The sequence below is a fragment of the Sphaerotilus sp. genome, from assembly GCF_034519685.1.
Lineage (GTDB): Bacteria > Pseudomonadota > Gammaproteobacteria > Burkholderiales > Burkholderiaceae_C > Sphaerotilus.
The window spans coordinates 656,252-679,413 of sequence record NZ_JAXHOF010000006.1 but is presented as its reverse complement, the minus strand read 5'-3'; the positions used below and the strand labels follow the sequence as shown (position 1 = coordinate 679,413).

The 23,162-nt window shown below is 70.3% G+C and carries 18 protein-coding genes; 6 read left to right on the top strand and 12 right to left on the bottom strand.

Annotated elements, in window-relative coordinates; genetic code table 11:
- Window positions 1-61: 61 nt before the first annotated feature.
- Window positions 62-3,904: a ribonucleotide reductase N-terminal alpha domain-containing protein gene (locus U5O44_RS14270; protein WP_322589120.1), complete on the bottom strand. Its 3,843-nt coding sequence runs from the start codon at window positions 3,902-3,904 to the stop codon at window positions 62-64.
- A 157-nt stretch (window positions 3,905-4,061) separates the two neighbouring features.
- On the opposite strand from U5O44_RS14270, the gene U5O44_RS14265 reads away from it, so the two are divergent.
- The 4 genes from U5O44_RS14265 (at window position 4,062) to U5O44_RS14250 (ending at window position 10,093) form a co-directional block, all read left to right on the top strand.
- Window positions 4,062-7,352: an ATP-binding protein gene (locus tag U5O44_RS14265; RefSeq protein WP_322589119.1), complete on the top strand. Its 3,291-nt coding sequence runs from the start codon at window positions 4,062-4,064 to the stop codon at window positions 7,350-7,352.
- The gene (locus U5O44_RS14260) at window positions 7,349-9,199 is read left to right on the top strand and encodes a putative bifunctional diguanylate cyclase/phosphodiesterase (RefSeq protein ID WP_322589118.1); all 1,851 of its coding nucleotides are present in this window, start codon (window positions 7,349-7,351) and stop codon (window positions 9,197-9,199) included. Before U5O44_RS14265 ends, U5O44_RS14260 begins: the two co-directional genes overlap by 4 nt.
- A 126-nt stretch (window positions 9,200-9,325) precedes the next feature.
- A complete protein-coding gene (locus U5O44_RS14255) occupies window positions 9,326-9,697 on the top strand; it encodes an iron-sulfur cluster assembly protein (protein WP_322589117.1) in 372 nt (123 codons plus the stop codon).
- Between the two features lie 156 nt (window positions 9,698-9,853).
- Window positions 9,854-10,093, top strand: coding sequence for an iron-sulfur cluster assembly protein (locus tag U5O44_RS14250; protein WP_322589116.1), 240 nt, complete (start codon window positions 9,854-9,856; stop codon window positions 10,091-10,093).
- 19 nt (window positions 10,094-10,112) lie between these two features.
- Here the strand turns inward: U5O44_RS14250 and U5O44_RS14245 are convergent, their stop codons facing one another.
- Complete coding sequence (locus U5O44_RS14245; protein WP_322589115.1) at window positions 10,113-10,907, bottom strand: SDR family oxidoreductase; 795 nt, start codon at window positions 10,905-10,907, stop codon at window positions 10,113-10,115.
- A gap of 240 nt (window positions 10,908-11,147) precedes the next feature.
- On the opposite strand from U5O44_RS14245, the gene U5O44_RS14240 reads away from it, so the two are divergent.
- Both U5O44_RS14240 and U5O44_RS14235 read left to right on the top strand, forming a co-directional pair.
- The gene (locus U5O44_RS14240) at window positions 11,148-12,257 is read left to right on the top strand and encodes an AAA family ATPase (protein WP_322589114.1); all 1,110 of its coding nucleotides are present in this window, start codon (window positions 11,148-11,150) and stop codon (window positions 12,255-12,257) included.
- 5 nt (window positions 12,258-12,262) lie between these two features.
- The gene (locus tag U5O44_RS14235; RefSeq protein ID WP_322589113.1) at window positions 12,263-12,790 is read left to right on the top strand and encodes an RloB family protein; all 528 of its coding nucleotides are present in this window, start codon (window positions 12,263-12,265) and stop codon (window positions 12,788-12,790) included.
- Here U5O44_RS14235 and pbpC read toward each other — a convergent pair.
- The 10 genes from pbpC to U5O44_RS14185 form a co-directional block, all read right to left on the bottom strand.
- The gene (gene pbpC / locus U5O44_RS14230) at window positions 12,744-14,900 is read right to left on the bottom strand and encodes a penicillin-binding protein 1C (RefSeq protein WP_322589112.1); all 2,157 of its coding nucleotides are present in this window, start codon (window positions 14,898-14,900) and stop codon (window positions 12,744-12,746) included. The two genes, U5O44_RS14235 and pbpC, sit on opposite strands and share 47 nt — an antisense overlap.
- Complete coding sequence (locus tag U5O44_RS14225) at window positions 14,897-15,322, bottom strand: DUF2442 domain-containing protein (RefSeq protein WP_322589111.1); 426 nt, start codon at window positions 15,320-15,322, stop codon at window positions 14,897-14,899. The genes pbpC and U5O44_RS14225 overlap by 4 nt, the downstream gene beginning before the upstream one ends.
- Window positions 15,309-15,557, bottom strand: coding sequence for a DUF4160 domain-containing protein (locus U5O44_RS14220; RefSeq protein ID WP_322589110.1), 249 nt, complete (start codon window positions 15,555-15,557; stop codon window positions 15,309-15,311). Before U5O44_RS14220 ends, U5O44_RS14225 begins: the two co-directional genes overlap by 14 nt.
- Before the next feature lie 52 nt (window positions 15,558-15,609).
- Window positions 15,610-16,305 carry an ankyrin repeat domain-containing protein gene (locus U5O44_RS14215; protein WP_322589109.1) on the bottom strand — a complete coding sequence of 232 codons (696 nt, stop codon included), beginning with the start codon at window positions 16,303-16,305 and terminating at the stop codon, window positions 15,610-15,612.
- Entirely contained in the window at window positions 16,302-16,799 is a 498-nt protein-coding gene (locus U5O44_RS14210) for a GlcG/HbpS family heme-binding protein (protein ID WP_322589108.1), read from the bottom strand. The genes U5O44_RS14215 and U5O44_RS14210 overlap by 4 nt, the downstream gene beginning before the upstream one ends.
- Before the next feature lie 115 nt (window positions 16,800-16,914).
- Window positions 16,915-17,553 carry a response regulator transcription factor gene (locus tag U5O44_RS14205; RefSeq protein WP_322589107.1) on the bottom strand — a complete coding sequence of 213 codons (639 nt, stop codon included), beginning with the start codon at window positions 17,551-17,553 and terminating at the stop codon, window positions 16,915-16,917.
- On the bottom strand, window positions 17,550-19,034 hold the full coding sequence (locus tag U5O44_RS14200) for a sensor histidine kinase (protein WP_322589106.1): 1,485 nt from the start codon (window positions 19,032-19,034) through the stop codon (window positions 17,550-17,552). The genes U5O44_RS14205 and U5O44_RS14200 overlap by 4 nt, the downstream gene beginning before the upstream one ends.
- Before the next feature lie 142 nt (window positions 19,035-19,176).
- Window positions 19,177-21,498 carry a putative bifunctional diguanylate cyclase/phosphodiesterase gene (locus tag U5O44_RS14195; RefSeq protein ID WP_322589105.1) on the bottom strand — a complete coding sequence of 774 codons (2,322 nt, stop codon included), beginning with the start codon at window positions 21,496-21,498 and terminating at the stop codon, window positions 19,177-19,179.
- Window positions 21,499-21,515: 17 nt separating this feature from the next.
- Window positions 21,516-21,977, bottom strand: a complete 462-nt coding sequence (locus U5O44_RS14190) for a type 2 periplasmic-binding domain-containing protein (protein ID WP_322589104.1) — start codon at window positions 21,975-21,977, stop codon at window positions 21,516-21,518.
- A 12-nt stretch (window positions 21,978-21,989) separates the two neighbouring features.
- On the bottom strand, window positions 21,990-23,072 hold the full coding sequence (locus tag U5O44_RS14185; protein ID WP_322589103.1) for a hypothetical protein: 1,083 nt from the start codon (window positions 23,070-23,072) through the stop codon (window positions 21,990-21,992).
- Window positions 23,073-23,162: the final 90 nt, after the last annotated feature.

The following is a 23,162-nucleotide window of genomic DNA, read 5'->3' as shown; positions in this document are numbered from 1 at the left end:
ATGAAAAAGCGGCGTGAATTCCTCCACGCCGCCCAGGTGAATATTCCCCAAGTACCAGAGATTACCCGCAAGCCCCCACATACCCACAAGACGTGCAGAACTCGCACCCGTCCTTGTGAATCATCGTCGCGTTCCCGCATTCGGGACACTGCTTGCCGGGCATCGTGGCGCGGGCCGCCGTGGACGCCGCAGCCGCGGCCACGGCGGACGCCGCCGCCGTCGGCGTGGCGAGCACGCCCATTTCGCTGACGGGATACCCCTCCTCGTCCAGCACGCCGAGCATCGCGTAGCGGTGAATCACCAGCCGCGCCACATACGCCACCGTGCTCGGCCAGACTTTCTGCCGCCGTTGCCCCGCCGGCAATCCCGGCACCGGCGCCATGAAATGCCCGAGCGGCTCGCCGACGTTCAATAACTTGCGCAGTTTCATGCCGATCCACGCCGGGTCGATCACCCGCATGTCCAGCGACAGCAGCCGCGCCAGCCCGTCCAACGCCCGCGGGTAATTGCCGGCAAACCCGATCGCGCACGGCCGGGTCACATGCCCGCCCTCCGGCGTCGGCAGGGTGACTTCCTTCAGCGTCAGCGTGAATTGCTCGCCCGTGCCGGGATTCTCAATATCGACCGCCCACGCCAGCGTGCCATCCACCCCGGTGCGCGGCTCCTGGCGGCTGAACATCGCGTCCAGCACCGGCGTCGCCCCGCCCTCCTGCAGGGCGCCCAACTGCTCGCAGCGCCAGCGAATCACCGCCGCCGTCGCCGCCACCACGCCCGGGAACAGCCGCTTTTCCCCGGTCGGCGGGAACGGCATGTCAAACGCCCGCTCCTCCGCCACTGTCGCCAGCGCATCGAGTTTCAGCCGCAGCCAGCTCGGGTCATTCGCCCGCATGTCCATCGACAAGGTCTTGGCCAGCGCCGCCAATCCCCGTGGCTGCTCCGCCCCGTTCACCCAGACCTCGAACGGCAGCGTCTGGCCAAACAGCCCCGCGTCCGGCCCCGCCTCGGCCGGCAATTCCCCGACGAAGAGCGAGAAATCCCCGTGCGGGTGCTGGATCAGGTAACTCCACGCCGGATTGCCCGACGGCAATTCCGGCCGCCCCGGCCAGCGCAGACTCGCCAGCACCGGCTGCGGCAGCCGCTCCACGCGCAGGCGGCGGTTCGCACCGTCCTCGTCCACCGACATCGACGGCTGCGGCGCAACCGTCAGCGGCTGGGGTTGCGGCGCCGCCGGCGTGGCCGCAGCCGCCGCCGGCTCCACGCTCAGCACCGACCCGAGCACGCTGTTCGGCCGGTACGTCGCCAGCCCCTTCAGCCCGGATTTCCACGCGGTGAAATACAGCCCCTGAAAATCCTCGTACGGATAATCCGCCGGCACGTTCACCGTCTTGCTGATCGAGGTATCCACATAAGGCGCCACCGCCGCCACCATCGCCTCGTGCGCCTCGGCGCTCATGTCCAGCGCGGTGACAAACGCCGCCGTCAGCGGCGCGTCCGGCCCCCTCAGGTGGCGGTACAGGCGCCACGCATGGTCCTCGACCGCATATTCCTTGAACGAGCCATCGGCCTCGCGCTTACGGCGGGTGTAGGTCCAACTGAACGGCGGCTCGATGCCATTGCTGGCGTTGTCGGCAAAGGCCAGGCTGATGGTGCCGGTCGGGGCGATCGACAGCAGGTGCGAATTGCGCAGACCGTAGGCGTAGATGCGGTCCTTCAATTCATCCGGCAGCCGCGACGCAAAATTGTCGCCGCCCAGATACCGGTCCGCGTCAAACAGCGGAAACGCGCCGCGCTCTTTCGCCAGCTCCACCGACGCGCCATACGCCGCGTCCCGCATCACCTCCGAGATCCGCCGCGCCGCGACCCGCGCCGCCTCGGTGTCATACCGCAGCCCCAGCATGATCAGCGCATCCCCCAGCCCGGTGAACCCCAGCCCGATGCGGCGCTTGTTCATCGCCTCGCGCTGCTGCGCCGGCAACGGCCACACGGTGGTGTCCAGCACGTTGTCCAGCATCCGCACCGCCACCGCGCACACCTCGGCAAACCCCGCCTCGTCAAACTCCGCGTCCTCGGCAAACGGGCGGCGGACAAAGTTCGTCAGGTTGACCGAGCCGAGGCAGCAGCAGCCGTAGGACGGCAAGGGCTGTTCGCCGCACTGCCCAGTCACCAGCCCGTTGAAGATCACCGTGTTGTGATCGGCCTGGGTCGTGTCGTAAACCGGCTCGATGCCGGCGGGGAGGATTTCGGCGATGCGGGTGGTGAAAGCCGGGCGATCGACAATGGCGAGCGCGTGCAGGTCGGGCTGGTCCGCATCGCCCAATGCGCGCAAAGTGGACACAAATCCCCAATTTGCCAGCAGCATCTGGACATCCCGCAACAAGCCCGGATGTGCAGAAACCCACGCCGAGTCACGCCACCCCGGCTCGCCTTTCTCGCTGACCGCGGTATTTCCGCCTGCCTCTGTTTCCCCGCCCGCCTCGTCATTCCCGCGAAAGCGGGAACCCACACCAAGCTGCGTCGGTGATTCCCGTGGATCCCCGCTTTCGCGGGGATGACGGGTGCGCAAGGTGGCATGCAAACCGTCCAGATACGTCCGCACGCACGCTTCAGATCCCCACCAGACGGCATCCGGGATTCGAATGTCCGCTTGCCCGACCGCCAGCGCTTCGCGGGTCACTGTCAACATCCGCGCGCCCAGCTCCGCCCCGCCTTCAAACCCGAACTGCCCCCTGCCCGACTGCACCAGCAATTCATCGCCGGGCACCAGCTCAGACAGTTTCAGCTTGCCGCGGGTGGTGTAGAAGTCGTGCCACGCGGTCGCCTTGATTTCATGGCCGTCCTGCGTGACCACCTTGAACACTTCGGCCTGCCGCGCCGTCATGAACGCCGGGACCGCCGGCCGCACTTGCGTGCCACGCTCCGCGTGGCCGAGCGCCCGGTTGTCCACCGTTACCTCCAGCGGCAGCCCGGATTCATGCAACTGCCGGATCGGGATCAGCCCGAACTGTGTCGCCAGCCGGGTGTCGCCGGTCACGCACGGGTTCGTAGCGGTAATCGTCTCGCAATACCCAAGATTGTTGTCAATATTGATACGGTCGATGAACAGAATCCCCGGCTCGGCGTGGTCGTAGGTGGACCGCATGATCTGGTCCCACAGATCGCGGGCGCGCACGCGGCGGTAGACCCACAGGCCGTCGGCGCGCTGGTGGGCGCCGGTGGCCTGGAGCTTGCGGCCGGGCATGGCCTGGTGGACGAGGTCGATCTCGCCGTCGGATTCGACCGCGCGCATGAACGCGTTCGTGACGCCGACCGAGATGTTGAAGTTGCGCAGGTCGCCGCTGTCCTTGGCGTGGATGAAGGCTTCGATGTCGGGGTGGTCGCAGCGCAGCACGCCCATCTGCGCGCCGCGGCGGCTGCCGGCGGATTCGACCGTCTCGCAACTGCGGTCGAAGACGCGCATGTAGCTGACCGGGCCGCTGGCGTGGCTGTCGGTGGAGCCGACCCAGGCGCCTTGCGGGCGGATGCGCGAGAAGTCGTAGCCGACGCCGCCGCCGCGCCGCATCGTCTCGGCCGCCTCGGTCAGCGCGGTGTAGATGCCGGGAAAGCCGTCCTCGGGCTCGGCGATCGAGTCGCCCACGGGCTGCACGAAGCAGTTGATGAGCGTGGCACTGAGCGTGGTGCCGGCGGCCGAGGCGATGCGGCCGGCGGGCACGAAGCCCTGCGCCTGCGCCCAGGCGAAGCGCTCGGTCCAGTGGGCGCGCTGCGCGTCGGGCTCGACCTCGGCCAGCGCGCGGGCGACGCGCAGGCGGACATCGTCCACGCCCGTCTCGGCGCCTTTGGCGTATTTTTCCTGCAGCACCTCGCGGCTGATCGCTTGGACGGGCAGGCTCGAAACTGGGCGGGACATGCGGCTCTCCTCAAGGCATTCACCGCGCCACTTTAGCGGCAGCCACACAAAATTCCCGTCCGTGACGGCCCGGGCAAGCCAGGCGCAACGGTACCGCCGCACCCGCCCGTATCCTTTGCGGCTGTTTTGCTGTTGTTTCGCGCATTGCGCGATCGGGATGGTCCACGACTCCGCCACTGCCACCGCTGCTGCTGCCACCGCCGCCACCGCCCCTCACCAGGCCCACCGGCGGGCGCCGCCGTGGGCGCTGCAGGCGGCGTGTGCCGTGCTGCTGGCGTGGCTGGTCGGGCTGGGCGTGGGCGGGCCGATGCCGGGTGCGGCCTCGGCGGGGCTGTGGCCGGTGGCGGGGCTGTCGCTGGGCTTGCTGCTGCGCTGGCGGCAGCGGGCCTGGCCGGCGCTGGCGTCTGGCTGGCTGGTCGGCCACGCGGTGTGGCTGGCGCGGCTACCCGGCGGCGAGGGCGGAGCGCCGGTCACCCTGGCGCTGGGGGCCGTGACGCTGGCGGCGGTGGTCGCCTTGCAGACGATGGCCAGCGGACAGCTGCTGCGCGGCCTGCGCCGCCAGGTGCGCCAGCATCCGGGCTGGCAGCCGCTGCGTTTTGCCGCCGTGGCGGCGCTGGCGAGCACGGTGGGCAGCGCCTTGCTGGTGGGAGCGTGGGGCCTGCTCGGCCTCGTCGGCACACCGGACGGCCACACCACCGGGCTGCTGCGGCTCTGGCTGGACATGGGGCTGGCGCAGCTGGTCGGGCTGCTGCTGGTGACGCCGCTGATGCTGATCGCGCCCCAGCCCGGCGAGCGGATGTCGGGCCGGACGCTGCTGGCGATGCTGACGTTCCCGGTGCAGTGCCTGGGGCTGGGGCTGACGCTGCTGGCGGTGTCGCTGGCGGGCAGCCTGGGCGTGCAGACGCGCACCGAGGCCTTCCAGGGCGAGGCGCGTGCGCTGGCCATGGCGCTGCAGAACCACATCGACATGGCGGTGAGCGATGTCGAGCGGCTGCGCGACTTCCACTACCGGCGCCAGATCGTGCAGGAGGAGTTCGACACCGTCGCCCGGCCGATGGCCGCGCGCAGCCCGTGGGTGCTGCATTTCGGCTGGCTGGAGCGCGTGGCGGACGAGAACCGCAGCGTGTTCGAGGACAGCCCCTTCGGGCAGGACGGTCAGTACATCCGCGAGATGAACGCCGAGGGCGCCCTGGTGCGGGCCCGCCAGCGGCCGCTGTATTACCCGCTGCGCTGGGCCACGCCATCGGATGGCAACGAGGCGCTGCTGTGCGTGGACGAGACGGGTGACCCGGAGCGGCACATCGCGGTCCGCGAGGCGGTGGCGTTTGGCGGCGTGCGGGCCACGGCGCCGTATGTGTCGCTGGCCCGCGCCGCCTCGGACGTGAGCGCGGTGACGCTGTACGCCCCGGTGCTGACCGGCAGCATGGACGTGGACGGCCGCCATGATGCGTCCCGCGTGCACGGGCTGGTGTCGGCCGTGATCGACCTGGGCCGCATGGTGGAGCGCACGCAGGCGCAGCTGGCCGGCGGTCGGCTCGACCTGCTGCTGCACGAGGCCACGCAGGCCGACAGCGCGGGGGTGTATTCGCACCACGACCTGACGCGCCATCCGCGCCCGGTGGAGCCCTGGCTGCCGCACGCAGCACCCCAGGTGGAGACGCTGTTCACCTCCGACCTGCACGCCCAGGCCGAAGTGCAGTTCGCCGACCGGCGCTGGACGCTGCTGATGCGCCCCGGCTGGCTGGACCACACCCCGTGGCCCAGCCGGCTGCAGGTGGGCATCCTCGCCACCGGGCTGGCGTTCACCGCGCTGCTGACCGGCATCGTCCTGGTGCGCCAGCGCCATGACCGGGCGATGCAGCAGGTGCTGGACGGTCTGGAGGACCAGGTCGCGCACCGCACCCAGGAACTCGCGCAGAGCAACACGCAGCTCAGCGCCGAGGTCGAGGAGCGGCGCCGGCTGGAGGTCGACCTGCGCCACGCCAGCGAACAGGCACACCAGGCCAACCAGGCCAAGACGATGTTCCTGGCCAACATGAGCCACGAGATCCGCACGCCGCTGAACGCGGTGATCGGCTATGCCCAGATCCTGCTCGACGAACCGCAGCACGACGACAGCACCCGCAGCCGGCTGCGCACCGTGCTGCAGGCCGGTCAGCGGCTGCTGCGGCTCATCAACGATGTGCTGGACCTGTCCAAGATCGAGGCCGGCGGGCTGCAGCTGCACCGCCAGCACTTCGACCTGCGCCAGGAACTCGACGAGATCGTGCAGCTGATGGCCCCCCGGGCGCAGGCGCGCGGGCTGGCGTTCACGGCCACGCTGGTGCTGGAGGCGGCCGAGCCGGTGCATGCCGACCGGACCAAGGTCGGGCAGATCGTGCTCAACCTGCTCAGCAACGCCATCAAGTTCACCGACCGTGGCGAGGTCACGCTGGCGGCGGCGCGCGAGGGCGACACGGTGCACCTGACGGTCCGCGACAGCGGGCCGGGCATGGCGGCCGAGGAACTCGGGCAGCTCTTTGCGCCGTTCCGCCAGGGGCAGGCCGGGCAGGACAAGGGCGGCACCGGGCTCGGGCTGGTGCTGGCACGGCACATGGCGCGCTCGATGGGCGGGGATCTGGTGCTCGACAGCACCCCCGGCCTGGGCACCACGGCCCGCCTGACATTGCCACTGCCGCGCAGCGCCGAGGGCAGCGCCGCCCTGCCGCGCCACACCGGCCCGCAGCGCCTCGCGCTGGACAGCCCGCTGCGGGCGCTGGTGGTCGAGGACGACGCGCACAGCCGGGACATCCTGGTGTCCTTGCTGCGCCGGGTCGGCTGCGCGGTGGAGGCGGCGGCGGACGGGCTGGCCGGCCTGCGCGCCGCCAGCCAGGGCGGCCACGACATCGTCTTCACCGACATCCGCATGCCCGTGCTGGACGGCATGCAGATGCTGCAGCGTCTGCGCGAACAGCTGGGCGAGCGGACCCCGCCCGTGGTGGCCGTGTCGGCCTCCAGCCTGGAACACGAGCGGCGGCACTACATCGGCCTGGGCTTCAGCGACTTCGTCGGCAAACCCTACGGCTTCGAGGAGATCCACCGGATGCTGGCGCTGCACGCTGGCGCGCAATTCGTGGCGGACAAGGCCACGGCGCCGCCCGCCGTCCCCCCCACCGCAGCGCCCGCCGCCGGCCCGCCCCGCCTCGGCCCCCTCGGCAGCGCGCTGCTGACGGCGCTGGCCGAGGCCGCCGATCTGGGCGCGCTCAAGCCGGTGCGCCACGCGCTGGCGCAGCTCGCCGCGCAGGCCGAGTCGCCCGACCCCACCGACACCTTGCCCGCCGACGCCATCGCCAACCTGCAGGCCGCCGCCAGCGATTACGACTTCGACCGTCTCTCGCAGTACGCCCGTGCCTTGCTGGCCGGGCGCGAGGCGCTACACCCGCTCCAGCCCGAGACCCTGCCACCATGAGCCAGCCGACTCCCCGGATCCTCATCGTCGACGACACGCCACAGAACATCGATGTCCTGCAAGCCACCCTGATCGAGATCGACGCCGATCTGCTCATCGCCACCAACGGCACCCGCGCACTCGACCTGGCGCAGCGGCTGCAGCCCGACCTGGTCCTGCTCGACGTGATGATGCCGGGCCTGGACGGCTTCGAGGTCTGCACCCGGCTCAAGGCCGATCCGCGCACGGCGGAAATCCCCGTCATCTTCTGCACCGCGCGGGTGGACGATGTGGCGCACGGCTTCGCCGTCGGCGGCGCGGACTACATCACCAAGCCCATCCAGCCCGACGAGGTGCGCGCCCGGGTGTCGCACCAGCTGGAGCGGCGCCACCTGCTGCGCGAATTGCGCGAGCTGAACCGCGCCCTCGAAGACAAGGTCCGCGAGCGCACCGCCGACCTCACGCTGGTCAACCAGCAGCTGCGCCACGAGATCAACGAGCGCCGCTACATGCAGGACCGCCTCGGCTACCTCGCCAGCCACGACTTCGTCACCCGGCTGCACAACCGCGGTGCGCTCGACGCCCATGTCACGCAGCTGCTGGCCCGCCTGCAACGGCAGGCCACGCCGGGCGGCCCGGCGGTGATGCTGCTGATCGACATCGACCAGTTCCGCCTCGTCAACGAGAGTTGCGGCTGCATCGCCGGCGACGAACTGCTGCGCCAGTTCGCCGATCTGCTGGGCGGGCAGCTGCGCCGGGGGGACTTCCTGGCGCGGCTCGGCGGCGACCAGTTCGCCGTCGTCAGCGAAGAGGCCGACCTGGGCACAGGGCTGGCGCGTCAGGTGCTGGCGGCGCTGCAGGACTGGTCTTTCGCCTGGCAGGAGCGCCGCTTCACGCTGTCCGCCACCATCGCCATCGTGCCGATCGACCGCGAACTGGTGTCCTTCGACCAGCTCATGCAGATGGCCGACGAGACGGTGTTCCTGGCCAAGCGCGACGGCCGCGGCCAGGTGCGACCCTATGCCGCCGCCCGCGTCGGCGAGACCTCGCAGCGCGAGACCACCAACTGGGCGCTGGTGCTGATGGACGCACTGCGCCACGGCCGCTTCCGGATCTTCTTCCAGCGGCTGCAGCCGCTGGGCGAAGGCGGGCCGCTGCGGGTGGAGGTGCTGGTGCGGCTGTGGGATCCGGTGCGGGGCGAGCTGATCGCGCCGGGGCAGTTCATCGCGCTGGCCGAACGTTTCCACCTGATCGGCGACATCGACCGCTGGATGCTCGGCGAGGTGCTGTCGCTGATCGGCCGCCACCCCGAACTGCAGCACCAGCTCGGCCAGGTGACGCTGAACCTGTCGGCGGTGTCGCTGCGCGAGCCGGGGCTGGCACAGCAGGTGCTGGCCACGATCGCGCAGCACGGCGTGCGCCCGGACCTGCTGTGCTTCGAGATCACCGAGACGCAGGCCATCGGCAACCTCGCCCAGGCGCGCGAGTTCATGCAGACGCTGCACGACGCGGGCTGCCGCTTCTCGCTCGACGACTTCGGCTCGGGCTATGCGTCGTTCGCCTACCTGCGCGAGCTGCCCTTCGACACGCTGAAGATCGACGGCCTGTTCGTGCGCGACATGCAGACCGAACCGACCCACCAGGCGATGGTGCGCTCGATGGTGGACATGGCGCGGCTGCTGGGCAAGCCGGTGGTGGCGGAGTTCGTCGAGACCGAATCGGTGGCGCAGCTGCTGGCGGAGTTGGGCGTGCAGTGGGGCCAGGGTTACCATTTCCACCAGCCCGAGCCGCTCACCTTCGACGCCTTGCAACAGCAGGCGCAGCAGGTGCAGCTGGCACGACAGGCACATCCGGTCAGATTGCACTGACTGCACGGACGGCGCAGGCCCCCGCGCAGTCCGCTTGATGCGGCGCAAGACCGCCGAGCCTTGCACTGTCGATAGTCGCAAAGCCCGCAACCCGCATCGCCTGAACCCGCTGTGGAGGACTGCCCCATGATCCCCGCCGCACCGCCGCTGTCCCACGCCCCTGTGCCCGAACTGACCCTGGAAGGCCCGGTCGACGCCCTGCTGCGCAGCCTCGACGCGCTGCGCCAGGTATGCGACCCGACCGTGCCCGCCAGCATCCTCGAACTGGGCCTGATCGAGTCCCTGCGCCTGACCGAGGGCGAAGCCTGGCTGCGCTTCGTCAGCCTGGGCATGAGCTGCCCGCTCAGCGACCTGACCGCCGACGCCGCCTTCCGCGCCATCCAGTCCGCATTGCCGGACACGGACATCTACCTGAGCCACGACCATGCCGTCGAATGGTCACCGCGCCGCGCCAGCGTGGCGTTGCGGCGAAGGCTGGGATGGGCGGAAACAGATTGACCAACATCAATCCCGACAGGCTCGAAGGCGGTGCATCATCAGGGTATGCCCTTAGTTCGCCGCCCCATCTGGATGCACGTAGCCCCGACAGGCTCCACGAAGAATCCCCCTGCCGACCCCATCTGGACGGGTGACCCGGTCCTGCTGGAGCCGGTGGTGCAAGCACTGCGGCGTGTGCGCGAGGCCCAGGGCGGCCAGGACATCGTCAGCAGCGGCCGTGTGCGCTCGCTGGAGATCACGCCGGACGAGGCGGTGCTGACCATGCACCTCGGCGGCGGGCACTGCGGCAGTGCGCAGGTGCTGGCGGAACTCGCCTTCGACGTCCTGCGCGAGCAGTTGCCCGACACCGATCTTTATCTGCGCCACGAGCAGTCCGGCGGCTGCCCGACGCCCTGAGCGCGTCCCACCGGCGGGGTCAGCCGCGGCCGACGTAGGGCATCGTCGTCGCCATCACCGTCATGCACAGCACATTGGCCGACAGCGGCAGACTGGCCATGTGCAGCACCGCGTCCGCAGCGTGCTGCACATCCATCACTGGCTCGGTGCGCAGCTCACCATCGGCCTGCAGCGTGCCGGCGCGCATCTTGACGGTCATGTCGGAGGCGGCATTGCCGATGTCGATCTGCCCGACGGCGATGTTCCAGCGCCGGCCGTCGAGCGAGGCCGCCTTGGTCAGCCCGGTGATCGCGTGCTTGGTGGCCGTGTAGCCGATCGCCCAGGGACGCGGGACATGGGCCGAGATCGAGCCGTTGTTGATGATCCGCCCGCCCTGCGGCGACTGCGCCTTCATCAGCCGGAAGGCCTCGCGGGTACAGAGGAACACGCCGGTCAGGTTGGTGTCCACCGACAGTTTCCAGTTCTCCAGCGACACCTCCTCGACCGGCGCGGCCGGCGTGAACAGGCCGGCGTTGTTGAACAGCACGTCCAGCCGCCCGAAGCGGGCGCGGACCGCATCGAACAGCGCGACCACCGAGGCCTCATCCGTCACGTCGGCGGCCACCGCCAGCGTGCGCGCGGCCAGGTCGTCGTCCGGCTGCGCGGCCTGCGCCTCGGCGATCACGCCGTGCAGGCGCTCGATGCGGCGGCCGGACAGCACGACGGTCCAGCCGGCGCGCAGCAAGGTCAGCGTGGTGGCGCGGCCGATGCCGCTGCCGGCGCCGGTGACCAGCGCGATGCGGGGGGTCGAGGTTGGAATCAGTGTCTCGCTCATGTCCAGTCTCCAGGGGGATGAATGTCGGCATCTAGGATACGCGGGACGTGTCAAAGGCGTTCAACAGGTCGAAAACAGGCCATCAAAAGACACTTTCAACAAAAATTTGTCTGATACATGATTCAATAACTATCCTGTTCTTTGCCTGACCACCATCCGATCATGCTGCGCCGCTACTCGTTCACCAACTTCCAGAGCTTCTCTGACACCACGGAGGTGTCGATGCTGCTGAACCAGAAGGTGCAGCCGCTGACCTGGGAACACACCCCTGCCTCAAGCCAGCGCATCAGCACTGTCATGGGTGTCGTCGGCCCGAATGGTTCTGGCAAGACCGCCCTGCTCAAGCCGCTGGTCTTCCTGAACTGGTTCATGAGCCGGTCGTTTCAGATGGAGCCGGGTGCCCTCATTCCGGTCATGCCTCACCTGGCGACACCCGACCAGCCGATCCGCTTTGAACTGGAGGGGGAGGACGCACAGGGCATCTGGCGCTACCAGTTGACCCTCACGGCCGAGCGGGTGCTACACGAGTCGCTGCACGAAAAACGCGAGCGGTTCGGCTACGTCTTCACGCGCGACTGGAATGACGAGCAGCAGGCTTATACGATCCGGCAGCAGAACTTCGGTCTGAAACCCAGCGAAGCCCGCAAGGTGCGTCCGAACGCGTCGCTGTTGTCCACCGCCGCCCAATACGGTGTCGAGGAAGTGAAACGCTGGACGAACCAGGTGGTAGGCACGAACGTGGACATCGAAGGTCGGGTGCCCTACCACGACAGCGATCTGCTCAGCGCATCGGAGTTCTTTGCAGCACAGCCGGCCTTGCGGCAGCAGATGGTCCGACTCCTGAGAGGCTGGGATCTGGGCCTGGAAGACATCGAACTGCGCGAACAGGACATCCGCCCATCAGGCCGGGAAGGTACCGTGAAGGTATGGATCCCCCACGGCATTCACCGCTGGCGCAACGGCTCCACCAACGCCCTGCCGTTCTGGGAGGAATCCAGCGGCACCCGCAGTGCCTTCGTCCTGCTGTCACGGTTGCTGCCTGCGTTGACCAGCGGTGGTCTGGTCGTGATCGACGAATTCGAAAACGACCTGCACCCGCACATGCTGGAGCCGATCCTGAACCTGTTCGCCAGCCCACGCACCAACCCGCACCATGCCCAGATCCTTTTCACCTGCCACGCCGCCGAGGTTCTGAACCTGCTGCACAAGTCGCAGGTGATGCTGGTCGAGAAAGACGCCGATGGCGAAAGCACTGCGTGGCGCCTCGACAGCGTCATCGGTCTGCGCAATGACGACAACTTCTATGCCAAGTACATGGCGGGCGCCTACGGTGCAGTGCCGCAGGTGTGACCGCCATGGGAAAAAGCCGACCTGCACGCCACGTCAAACGCACGCTGCTCATCGTCTGCGAGGGCGACGCCGAGGAAGCCCTGCTGCGGCACCTGCGACAGTCCTATTTGAGGGACCAGCCAGGCACCGGGATCGCGTTGACGATCAAGAATCACCATGGCAAAGGGGGTGACGGCGTCCTGCAGACCACGATCCGGATGGCCCAGCGTGAACGCCACGCCTGGGACCAGATCGCGGTGATGATCGACACGGACAAGGACTGGGGCGACAGCCAGCGCAAGCAAGCCCGTGCCAAGGGCATTCACGCCATCGAATCCACGCCGTGCCTGGAAGCCTGGCTGCTGGAAATCGTAGGCAAGCGCGGCCCGACCGTCACCGCCGAGTGCAAGCGCCTGTTCCTGCGCGAATTCGGTGCCGAAGCGCATGACGACACGATCCACGCCGTCCATTTCACGCGCCACGTGCTGGACGCCGCACGCGCCAGAGTCAGCGTGCTGGACGACCTGCTGACGCTGCTGGGCGTGCCGAACTGATCGTCGCGCCGCGCACCTCGAACCGCACCGTCTCCACCCGCCCCCCACCCAGCCGCAACTCCAGCACATGCCGCCCCGGCCACGGCGCCCAACTGATGCGGGCGCCCTGCCCGATCCGCTTGCCGTCGAGCCACCACTGACCCGGCTCGCCCTCGAAGACGATGCGCTGGACCCTGGGCGGGATGTCCGGGTCGATCGCGTAGAGCGCGCCCTGCTGCGGGCGGGCGATGCCGTGGTACTGGGCGGACGCCTGGGTGTGGCCGCCACGGCGGATCTCGGCCTGCTCGGTGCCGGCGAGGAAATGCTCGGTGCGCGCCGGCTGTGCATCGCCCGCGACGAGCTGGCGCACGACGCCGGCCGGCATCGGCGGCGGGCGCGAGGGCTCGCCGTCGTGCAGCGCCTGCACCAGCGTGCGCCAGACCGGCGCGGCGCCGACCGTGCCACTGACCGCCTGCATCGGCTCGCCGCTGGCGTTGCCGACCCAGACGCCGACCGTGTAGCGGTCCGTCCAGCCGACGCACCAGTTGTCGCGCAAGTCCTTGCTGGTGCCGGTCTTCACCGCTGCGAAGCCACGGGTGACGAGCGGGCTGTCGAGGCCGAAGGTGATCGACCGCGCCGCGTTGTCCGAGAGGATGTCGCCGACCAGCCAGGCGGCGGCCGGCGTGCCGACCTGCTGACCGTTCGCCGTGCGGCCCCCGTTGGCGAGGGTGCGGTAGGCGTGGGTCAGCGCGAACAGTGTCACCTCGGCGCTGCCGAGCGCGAGCGCGGCGCCGTGGAAACCGCCGCTGTGGCGGATCGCCAGCCCGTAGGCGTTCAGACGGTCGAACAGCGCATCCGGCGTCAGCATCACGCCCAGGCGCACGGCGGGGATGTTCAGGCTGGCAGCCAGCGCGTTGCGGGCGCTGACCCAGCCGTGGTAGTCGTGGTCGTAGTTCTGCGGGGCGTAGACGCCGCTGCCGGCCATGAGCTGCGCGGGCGCGTCTTCGAGCAGGCTGGCCGGCGTGATGAGCCGGCGCTCGAAGGCCATTGCGTAGACGAAAGGCTTGAGCGTCGAGCCGGGCTGGCGGCGCGTGAGCACCATGTCCACGGCCGCCGCGTCCGACAGCGCCGCGCCCGACGAGCCGACCCAGGCGCGCACCGCGCCGGTCGCGTTGTCGAGCACGAGGACGGCGCCGTCCTCGATGTGGCGCTGGCTGAGTTCGGCGAGCTGCTGGCGCAGCGCCTGGACGGCCAGGCGCTGCAGGCCGGCGTCGAGCGTGGTCGTCAGCGTGGCGGGGAACGGCGGCTTCAGCCCGCGCACGACCTGGCGGGCGTAGTGCGGCGCGTCGTTCGGCGGCGCGGGCTGCACGGCGCGGGCGGCGGCGCCCGGGACCAGCGCCCGCGAGGCCACCGGCTCCAGCGCGGCGCAGTCCAGCCGCTGCTGCAGCAGCAGCGCACAAGCTCGGCGCACCACCACATCGCGCGCCGCGTTCGGCCCGCGCACCAGCGCGGCCAGCAGCGCCGACTCGGCCGCGTCCAGCCCGCTCGGGTGCTTGCCGAGCAGCACCCGCGACGCCGCCGGAATGCCGACCAGCTCGCCGCGCATCGGCACGCGGTTCAGATACGCCTCCAGCAGTTGCGCCTTGCTCCAGCGCGCTTCCAGCCGACGGGCGGCGGCGATCTGACCGAGCTTGGCCGTGACGCTGCGGCCCTGCGCCGGGCGGGCGTGCTCGGCGTCGAGCAGGCCGGCGAGCTGCATCGTGATGGTGGACGCGCCCTGCCTGGCGCCATCGCCCGCGAGGTTGGCCCAGGTGCTGCGGGCGAGGCCGGACCAGTCCACGCCGGTGTGGGCGTGGAAGCGGTGGTCCTCGGCGAGCACGATCGCGGTGCGCAGTGCGGGGGAGAAATCGGTGAGTGCGACCCAGGGCAGGCGGCGGGCGGTGGGGTCGGTGCGGATCGACTGGAGGGGGGTGCCGTGGCGGTCGAGGAGGGTGAGGTCGGAGGGGCGGTGGGCGGCGCGGACGTCGGGGTAGGCCGGCAGCGCCGAGGCAGGTGAGCCGACCACGACCCCCAGCCCTGCCAGCATGAGGCCGACTCGCGCCCACCGTGTCCGCTCACGGCCGATGTTCACGCGGTTTCAGCCCCCGCCATCTTCCGGGGCCGCCCGCCCAGCTTGCCGTTCTGGCGCGCCGCACTCGCCTTGGCGTCGGAGGACACCTGCCCACCTTTGCGGCCGTTCTGCGCCGCCATCCATTGGCGCGAGCCGAGAAATCCTTCGAGTAACGCCGGCAGGTAGATGTCGGCATCCAGTTTCGGAAAATGGATCCCAAGCCCTGACGGACTGATCTCGGCCTCGGTCAGATCGGCCGGCTGTGCCTGTGCCAGCCCTTCGACATCCCCCGGCAAAAAGGAGAGTTGCAGTCCGGAGGCCAGCGCAACCACGAGACGCGAGGTCCGTCGGTCGAAACGCACCGACACGGCGGCAGGGAATGACGCCTTGCGCGCCGCACCGCGCTGCTGAGCGGTCTCGAAATCCTGATCAGAGATGTCCATGGATGCGCCTCCAAGCATTGCAGAGCAATTCCAGTTGGTTCTCAAGCTCACCGCCAATGCGCCCCAGCTCCTTTTGGGAGAAACCGTAGTTCTCGCGCAGTTCGGGCGGGCCTTTCGGGCAGTGCAGATTGAAAACCGCTTCACACCCATTGCCCAGAACATGCACGTGTGCAGGCCGATGGTCATTCGGATAGATCACCACCCGCAGCCCGAAGAAGGTCAAGACGGTCGGCATGGGTGGAATAAAAACCAGAGCAGCTTGGGTTAGTTGCTGGAATTCTACGCGCTCAGCGGCGAAGTTCCAGCAACTTCACCATCGCCCCAAACCCCCGCGCCCGGGCCAGCTCCAGCGGCGTGCGCCCTTCCCGATCCGCCAGCGCCACGCTCGCTCCGGCGTCCAGCAGCGCCTTCAGCGTCGCCTGGTGCCGCGCCCCGCCATCGCCGAGCACGACCGCCTCGATCGCCGCCGTCCAGTGCAGGTTGTTCACATGGTCCAGCGGCGCGCCGGCCGCGATGAGCTGCCGCACCACACCGTCGTGGCCGAGGTGCGCGGCGGCGATCAGCGCGGTGCCGTCGTAGCGGCTGGTGACGAGCTTCGCGCTGGCACCAAGCGACAGCAGCACCCGCAGCGTCTCCTCGTCATCGGCCACCGCCGCGATGGTCACGGCGTCGTAGCGGTCGTGTTCCAGCAGGCCGAGCGTGGCGCCGGCCGCTGCCAGTGTGCGGATCGCGTCGCACTGGCGGGCGAAGGTGGCGACGTGCAGCGGCGTGCGGCCGGCCGCGTCGCGGGCATCGACCGGCGCGCCCGCCGCCAGCAGCGCCTTCAGTCGCGCCACGTCGCCGCGGTGCGCCGCCGCGTGCAGGCCGGTGTAGGCAGCGACCTCGGCCGTGCTCGGCGCAACCTGGGCCGACGCGGGCAGCGCCGCACCCAGCCATGCCGCGCCCGCGATCACCACGGCGTGCAGCAGAGCGGCCTTCTTCACTTCAGCGACTCCTTGACCTTGTCGATCGCGGCCATCGCGCACTGCTCGTCCAGGTGACCACCGGGCGCACCGCCGACGCCGACCGCGCCGATCACGTCGTTGCCGGCCTTGATCGGCACGCCGCCACCCAGCAGCAGGAAGCCGGGGATGTGGACGAGGTTCGCGGCCGCCGGGTTCTTCTGCGCGCCCTCCATCATGGCCAGTGTCGTGTTGCGGGCCGAAGCGGAGGTGAAGGCCTTGTCGTGGCTGGCGGCCAGCGTGTGCGGGCCGGCGTTGTCGGCGCGCTGGACGGCGCGCACGCCCCCCGAGCGGTCCACGACGGTCGCGGTGACCGCGTAGCCGCTGGCCTGGCAGGCGGCGACGGCGCCGGCGGCGATCTGGGTGGCGAGGTCGAGCGAAATCGTGCGCTCGGTGCGGACGGCCTTTGCCTGGGCGGGCAGCGTGCCGAAGGTGGCGAGGGCGGTCAGGGCGAAGGCGGCGGCGAGTCGGTTCATGGTGGGTGTCCTGTGAGCTTCGAGTGAAGTTCTGGTGGGGTTGGAACAGGACTTCACTGTAGGAATTCGCCCCCGCCGCCGCCATGCGCACGCCTACGCGCCGCCCTCCGTAGCGCTACGGATGCGCGGCCGGCGGCAGCACCTCGTCCACCAGCGCGGCGTAGCGCCGGATGAGCTGCGCCAGCGACTCGGCGCCGAGCTTGGCGAACAGGTTGGCGCGGTGCGTCTCGACCGTGCGCGGCGACAGCCCGCCCAGCGCCCGCGCGATCTCCTTGTTCGTCAGCCCCGCCACGATCAGCCCGAGCACCTCCCGCTCGCGCTCGGAGAGCTGCGCGTGGCGCTCGCGGGCCTCGCGGTCGGCCTGGTGGCGCTCGCGGGAGCGCACATGCTGGCGCACGGCGGTCTGCAGTGTCTCGATCAGCAGCTCGTCGTCCACCGGCTTTTCGAGGAACTCGGCCGCGCCGGACTTGAACGCCCGCCGGCACAGCTCCACCGTGCCATGCCCCGTCAGCATCACCACCGGCTGATCGACCCCCTCGGCGCGCAGCCGCTCCAGCACCGTCAGCCCGCTCAGCCCCGGCATGCGCACGTCCAGCACGATCGCGCCGATCGCCTGCCGATCAAACCCGGCGAGGAAGGCCAGCGGCTCGGCCCAGGTCGTCACGCGCAGGCCGACGGTGCCGATCAGCAGCGCCAGGCTGTCGCGCACGGCGGCGTCGTCGTCGATGAGGTGGATCAGCGGGGCAGTGGTCATGGGCGTTCGAGACGTTCGGCCACCCGGGGCAGCCGCAGGGTGAAACAGGCGCCACGCGGCGGGTAGGCCTCGGCGGCGAGCGCGCCGCCCATGCCCTGCGCGAGGCTTTCGCACAGGCTGAGGCCGAGTCCCAGGCCGCCGGGGCGCGTGGTGTAGAAGGGCTCGAACAGGCGCGGCAGGGCGTCGTCGGGGATGCCGGGGCCGCTGTCGGCCACGCGCAGGCGGCCGGTGTCGCCGTCGGTGTCGAGCGTCAGCACAAGGCGGCGCTCGGCGGTGTCCACCTGCTCCAGCGCCTGCAGCGCATTCATCACGAGGTTGTGGACGATCTGCTGCACGGCCACCGCGTCACCCTGCACCACCACCGGCGCCGACGCCGCCACCACCTGCGGCACGACTGCGCGCCGCGCCGACTCGGGCTCCAGCAGGTGCAGCGTGTCGGCGACGACCACATCCAACGCCACCGGCTGCAGCACCCGCCCCGCGTCCGGCCGCTCGACGCTGCGCCGCAGCCGGCGCAGCACGTCGCTGGCGCGGCGGGCCTGCGCGGCGGCCTGGTCCAGCGCCTGGCGCAGCAGCGGGGTGTCGGCCGGGTCGTGCTCCTCGTCGGCGAGCAGGCGGCGCGCGGCCTGCGTGCTGGCGAGCACGGCGGTGAGGGGCTGGTTCAGCTCGTGGGCGATGCCGGCGGCGAGTTCGCCGAGCGTGTTGAGCCGGGCGACCTGACCTAGGCGCAGCAGCTCTTCGGCCCGGCGGCGCGCCACGCGCTGCCGCCACCACGCCGCCCCGGCCGCCAGCAGCGCCGCGATCAGCGCCGACGCCCCCGCCATGCGCGCCCACGGCAGGTCCGCCCAGCCAAAGCCGCGCTCCACGACCACGTCGAACGGCTGGCTCGGCGAGGCCAGCACCTTGCGGAAAGCGTAGGGCCACGGCGCTGCGTCCGGCGCGCCATGGCCGGGCTGCAGCACGAAGGTCTGGCCGCCGGCCTGCAGCGACACCCGCTGCGGGCCTTCGGCGCGGATCGGCCATTCGCTCCACGGCACCATCGCGCGCAGGTCGAGCTGCAGCGCGTGGCTGGCCGGCTCGCCGTGCTGCAGCAGCAGGCAGCGGCCCTGCGCGAGGTCGATGCGCACCGGCACGGCGCGGCCGAGCGCGCGGGACTGCACGTCAGCGGCCTGCAGATCGGCCTCGGACCAGCCGTTGCCACGCATGCGCTGCAACACCGCCAGCACCTGCGGGTAGAGCGCGGGCAGGCGCTGCTGGGGCTGGCTGCCGTCGGCGCCGGGCTGCAGCAGGTTGAGCGTGGCGAGGATGGCGTCGTGCTGCGCGGCGCGCTGGCTGAGCAGGCGGTGGGCGATGCGGGCGTCGGTGTCGAAGGCGTCGCGCAGGCGGGTCAGCTCGGTCTGCGCCAGCCCGACCGCCGCCAGCAGCGACAGCCCGACCCAGACGGCAAGGCCGATCAGCCGGGAGCGGGGGCGCAGGTGCATGCCCGGATGATCGCCCAAGATAAAAGGGCCTGTCGCTGTGACAGGCCCTCCCTGAGTACATGAATGGTCGATGAGGCAATAAATGGAACAGATACCGCGGCGTGGTGCTTTTCAGACTTTGCGCGCTGACTGAAAGATACGTTCACGTACCCGCCAGGCACATCCCCGACCCTGGGGGAGTTCCAGAGTTGGTGTCCACTTTGTCACGAACCGCCCGCTTCGATTCCCGGTCGTGCCACCACTGTGGCAACACGGTGGCCGGCAGGGGCCGGCTCAGCAGATAGCCCTGCATCTCGTCACAGCCGAGCGAACGCAGGAACTCGGCCTGCGCCTCGGTCTCGACCCCCTCGGCCACGACGCGCAACTGCAGGCTGTGGCCGAGGGCGACCACCGCGCGGGCAATGGCGCTGTCCTCGGCATCGTCGGGAATGTCGCGCACGAAGGAGCGGTCGATCTTGAGCGTGTCCACGCTGAACCGCTTGAGGTAGCTCAGCGAGAAATGGCCGGTGCCGAAGTCGTCGATGGCCACGCGCACCCCCATCGCGCCCAGGCTGGCGAGCGTGGCCAGGCTGGCCTCGCTGTCCTCCATCACCATGCTCTCGGTCAGCTCCATCTCCAGGCACTGCGCCGGCAACCCCGACGCCTGCAAGGCCTGGTGGATCACCTCGTGCAGGTCCGGCTGGCGAAACTGCCGGGCCGAGAGGTTGACCGCCAGCCCGAGCATGGGCAGGCCGGTGCGCGCCCAGTCCGCCACCTGCAGGCAGGCCGTGCGGATCACCCAGGCCCCCACCGGCACGATCAGCCCCGTGTCTTCGAGCGCGCCGATGAACTGGTCCGGCGCCACCGCGGCCCCGCCGGCCGGCTGCCAGCGCAGCAGCGCCTCCACCCCGGAGACGACGCCCGTGCGCAGATCGGCCTTGGGCTGGTAGTGCAGCACAAACTCGCTGCGCTCCAGCGCGTGGCGCAGCCGTGCCTCCAGCGACAGCCGCACCAGCACCTCGGCGCTCAGGTCGTCGCTGTAGAAGCTGTAGGTGCCACGGCCGAGCGCCTTGGAACGGTACATCGCCATGTCGGTGTGGCGCAGGAGGCCGTCGAGGTCGGTCGTGTCCTGCTCGCCACGCGGATAGAGCGAAATGCCGATCGAGGTGGACGGGTAGATCTCCTCGCGCCCGACCAGGAAGGGCTCGCCCATCGCCGCCAGGATGCGCCGGGCGATCTGCGCTGCGTCGTCCGGGCCGTTCAGGCCTTCGGCGATGACAGTGAATTCGTCGCCCCCAAGCCGCGACACCGTCGCCTCGGGCACGCTGTCCCACGCCACCCGCGCCACAGGATCCTCGCGGCGCAGGCTGCGGGTCAGCACCCCGGCGACATGCCGCAGCAGGGCGTCCCCCGCCGCATGGCCCAGGCTGTCGTTGACCACCTTGAACCGGTCCAGGTCCAGGAACATCAGGGCCATGATCCCCGTGCCCGCCTGCGCCCGGGCCATGGCCTGCCCGAGCCGCTCGCGGAACAGGACGCGGTTGGGCAGCCCGGTGAGGCTGTCGAAGTTGGCCAGGGTGCGCAGGCGGTCCTGCGCGGCGCGGCGCTCGGTGATGTCGCTGAGCGTGGCCATGTACTGCAGCGCACCGGTCAGGCGCACCTCGCTGACGGTCAGCTCCACCGGCACCTGCGTGCCATCCGGTCGCTGCACCAGCGTCTCGCGCTGCCCGACCGGGAAAGGCTGCCCTGCCGTGCCCGGTGTCTCCGGGGGCACCCACTCGGCCAGCGAACGGCCGATCAGCCCCTGCGGATCGGCCCCCAGCAGCAGGCGGGCGGCCGGGTTGCACGACAGCAGCCGGCCCTCCGGGGTGAAGGTGACGATGCCCTCGATGGAGTGCTCGAAGACGATGCGCAGGCGCTGTTCGACCTCCTCGCGCGCACGGCCTTCTTCATGGTGCAGCGCCGCCAGCGTGCGCCGCAGTGCCCGCAGCGGCAAGACCCGCAGCGTGCCGAACAGCGCCAGCCCGAACACGGCCGCGCCCAGCGCCACCAGGGCCGTGCGCAGCACCAGCGGGCGCAGCGAGCGGCGCACATGCACCTGCGCCACCGGCCCCTCGCGCCCCGCCACCAGTGCCAGACGGTGCAGGACCGGGGTGTCCAGCGGCGGCCCGACCTCATCGACGACACGCCCCTGGAGATCGGTGAGGGTGCGCGCCTCGGGCAAGTCCGAGGGGCTGAGGTCAGCGGCGATCAGCCCGGCCACGTCGGGCATCCAGTCCTCGCCCACCGCCACCATGCTGACCACCTGCGTCACGAAGGCCGCGTGCAAGCGGGCCGCCACACTCGCCTCCTTGAGTTCGGCCTCGCGGGACAGCCAGAAATACCCCGCCGGCACCACCAGCGCCACCAGCAGGGCAAGGCCCGCCGCCAGCCAGGTGAGCTGGTACGCTAGGCGGGCCTCGCTCTGCCAGGTGGGCAAAGACACGGCGGCCACAGCCAGACTCACTTGCCGATCACGCGCACGCTGGCATCCACCTGCGAGGCCAGCACATAGCCGATGGCATTGCGGTTGGTGGCGACCAGGCGCTTCATCTCCGCATCGGGTGACGCGATCTTGGGCGGCAGCCCCTTGCCGGCAAAGATGTTCTGCGACCAGATGGCCTTCATCGCCGCAGCGCTCTTGCCGACGATCTGGGTGTAGAACAGCTTGCGGGCCGGCGCATCCTCCATCTGGTCCAGGGTGAAGACCGGGGTGCCATCCGGCCAGCCCTTGAGCACGCCGGTGTAGATCTGGGCGACATAGGCCGCGTCGATCTGGTTGAGGTTGTCCTTGTGGACGATGACCACCACGTCAGTGGTCTGCGCTGCAGCGCTGAGGGCAACACCGAATCCCAGGCCGAGACACAGGACGAGGCTACGCACCCCACGGCTGCCAAGCTGCTTCGACTGCTTCAACTGTTTCATGTGAGGCCCGTTTCAGAACATGGCGTTGACACTGAGCACGGTCGATGACCAGCGGGAGCGCAGCCCGCTGCCATCGCCGCCAGCCTCCTGCGCTGCCAGCAAGGGCAGTGCATGGCCACGGTGGCGCTGCCACTCCAGACGCACCCCGATCACCGGCGTCACCGCCCAGGCCAGCCCGAGCACCAGCCGGCGCTGGTCGTTGCCGTCCTGGCGCGGCTGTCGGCGGTCGGTCTGGACACGCTCGATGCGCAGGGCCGCGTCCACCCGCTCGCCCAGGGGATGGGAGGCGGACAGGTAGAACGTCTGCAAGGCATGGTCCTCGATCCGGCCCCGTGCCCATTCCGCCTGCCAGGTCCAGCTGGCGGGCTGCCACTGGGCGGACAGCGCCCAGGCGTGCTTGCCGCTGCGGGGCTCGTCCGGCTCCGGTGGCACGCGGGCGTGGTAGCCGGACACCGCCAGCCGCAGACCCGGCAGGGGCGTCTCCACCTGCAGATGCCCGCCGAGCACTGGCCCGGGCAAGGGCCGGTCCGCATCCGGCACCAGTGCGTTGCCGGCGAAGACCTTCAGCGACGCCCCCTGTCCGGCGATCTGCGTCTCGCGCTCCAGGACCACACCGCGCACCGCCTCGTCCGCCAGGCCGAGGTCTTCGTCGTAGAGAAACGGCCGGCTCGCCGTCCGGCGCAGGCTCTCAATGTCGCGCAGCATGTTGTCCAGGCCAAACGGCAGGCGCACCTGGCCCAGGTGCAGCGCCGTGCGCGCATCGAGCAGGCGGTCGTACATGAGCCAGTCCACACGCGGCCGAGCCAGCTCGCTGTTGGTGGCCAGTTGCAGCCAGACGCGGTCCCGGTCCGTGAAGCGCCAGGTGCCCAGCAGCGACAGGTCGTGGTGCGAGTTCTGCTCGCCCCCGCCCTGCCCGCTGGACTGCACGCCGGAGTGGACGGCGGTGAAGTTGCCGTAGCCATGCAGGCTCAGCTGCTCGCTGATGGCATGGGCCTGTACGCCGGGCGCGAGAACCAGGCCCGCCGCCCAGGCCACTGCGACCCGCCACGCCAGTCCCCGTCCCCGTCTCTGCCGCTCGCCACCGCTTCGGTCCATGCCATCCCCTGCGCCGCCGAAGCCCCTGCTTCCGCACCACACGGGGTGTCGGTGCCACACCCAGGAACTTGAGGCGGGCCCGGCCAGGGC

What these genes read in the sequence shown, in the direction of transcription:
- U5O44_RS14270 (WP_322589120.1), bottom strand. Translation starts at nt 3,904, where the DNA reads ATGTCCCGCCCAGTTTCGAGCCTGCCCGTCCAAGCGATCAGCCGCGAG.
- U5O44_RS14265 (WP_322589119.1), top strand. Translation starts at nt 4,062, where the DNA reads ATGGTCCACGACTCCGCCACTGCCACCGCTGCTGCTGCCACCGCCGCC.
- U5O44_RS14260 (WP_322589118.1), top strand. Translation starts at nt 7,349, where the DNA reads ATGAGCCAGCCGACTCCCCGGATCCTCATCGTCGACGACACGCCACAG.
- U5O44_RS14255 (WP_322589117.1), top strand. Translation starts at nt 9,326, where the DNA reads ATGATCCCCGCCGCACCGCCGCTGTCCCACGCCCCTGTGCCCGAACTG.
- U5O44_RS14245 (WP_322589115.1), bottom strand. Translation starts at nt 10,907, where the DNA reads ATGAGCGAGACACTGATTCCAACCTCGACCCCCCGCATCGCGCTGGTC.
- U5O44_RS14235 (WP_322589113.1), top strand. Translation starts at nt 12,263, where the DNA reads ATGGGAAAAAGCCGACCTGCACGCCACGTCAAACGCACGCTGCTCATC.
- U5O44_RS14225 (WP_322589111.1), bottom strand. Translation starts at nt 15,322, where the DNA reads ATGGACATCTCTGATCAGGATTTCGAGACCGCTCAGCAGCGCGGTGCG.
- U5O44_RS14220 (WP_322589110.1), bottom strand. Translation starts at nt 15,557, where the DNA reads ATGCCGACCGTCTTGACCTTCTTCGGGCTGCGGGTGGTGATCTATCCG.
- U5O44_RS14210 (WP_322589108.1), bottom strand. Translation starts at nt 16,799, where the DNA reads ATGAACCGACTCGCCGCCGCCTTCGCCCTGACCGCCCTCGCCACCTTC.
- U5O44_RS14205 (WP_322589107.1), bottom strand. Translation starts at nt 17,553, where the DNA reads ATGACCACTGCCCCGCTGATCCACCTCATCGACGACGACGCCGCCGTG.
- U5O44_RS14200 (WP_322589106.1), bottom strand. Translation starts at nt 19,034, where the DNA reads ATGCACCTGCGCCCCCGCTCCCGGCTGATCGGCCTTGCCGTCTGGGTC.
- U5O44_RS14190 (WP_322589104.1), bottom strand. Translation starts at nt 21,977, where the DNA reads ATGAAACAGTTGAAGCAGTCGAAGCAGCTTGGCAGCCGTGGGGTGCGT.
- U5O44_RS14185 (WP_322589103.1), bottom strand. Translation starts at nt 23,072, where the DNA reads ATGGACCGAAGCGGTGGCGAGCGGCAGAGACGGGGACGGGGACTGGCG.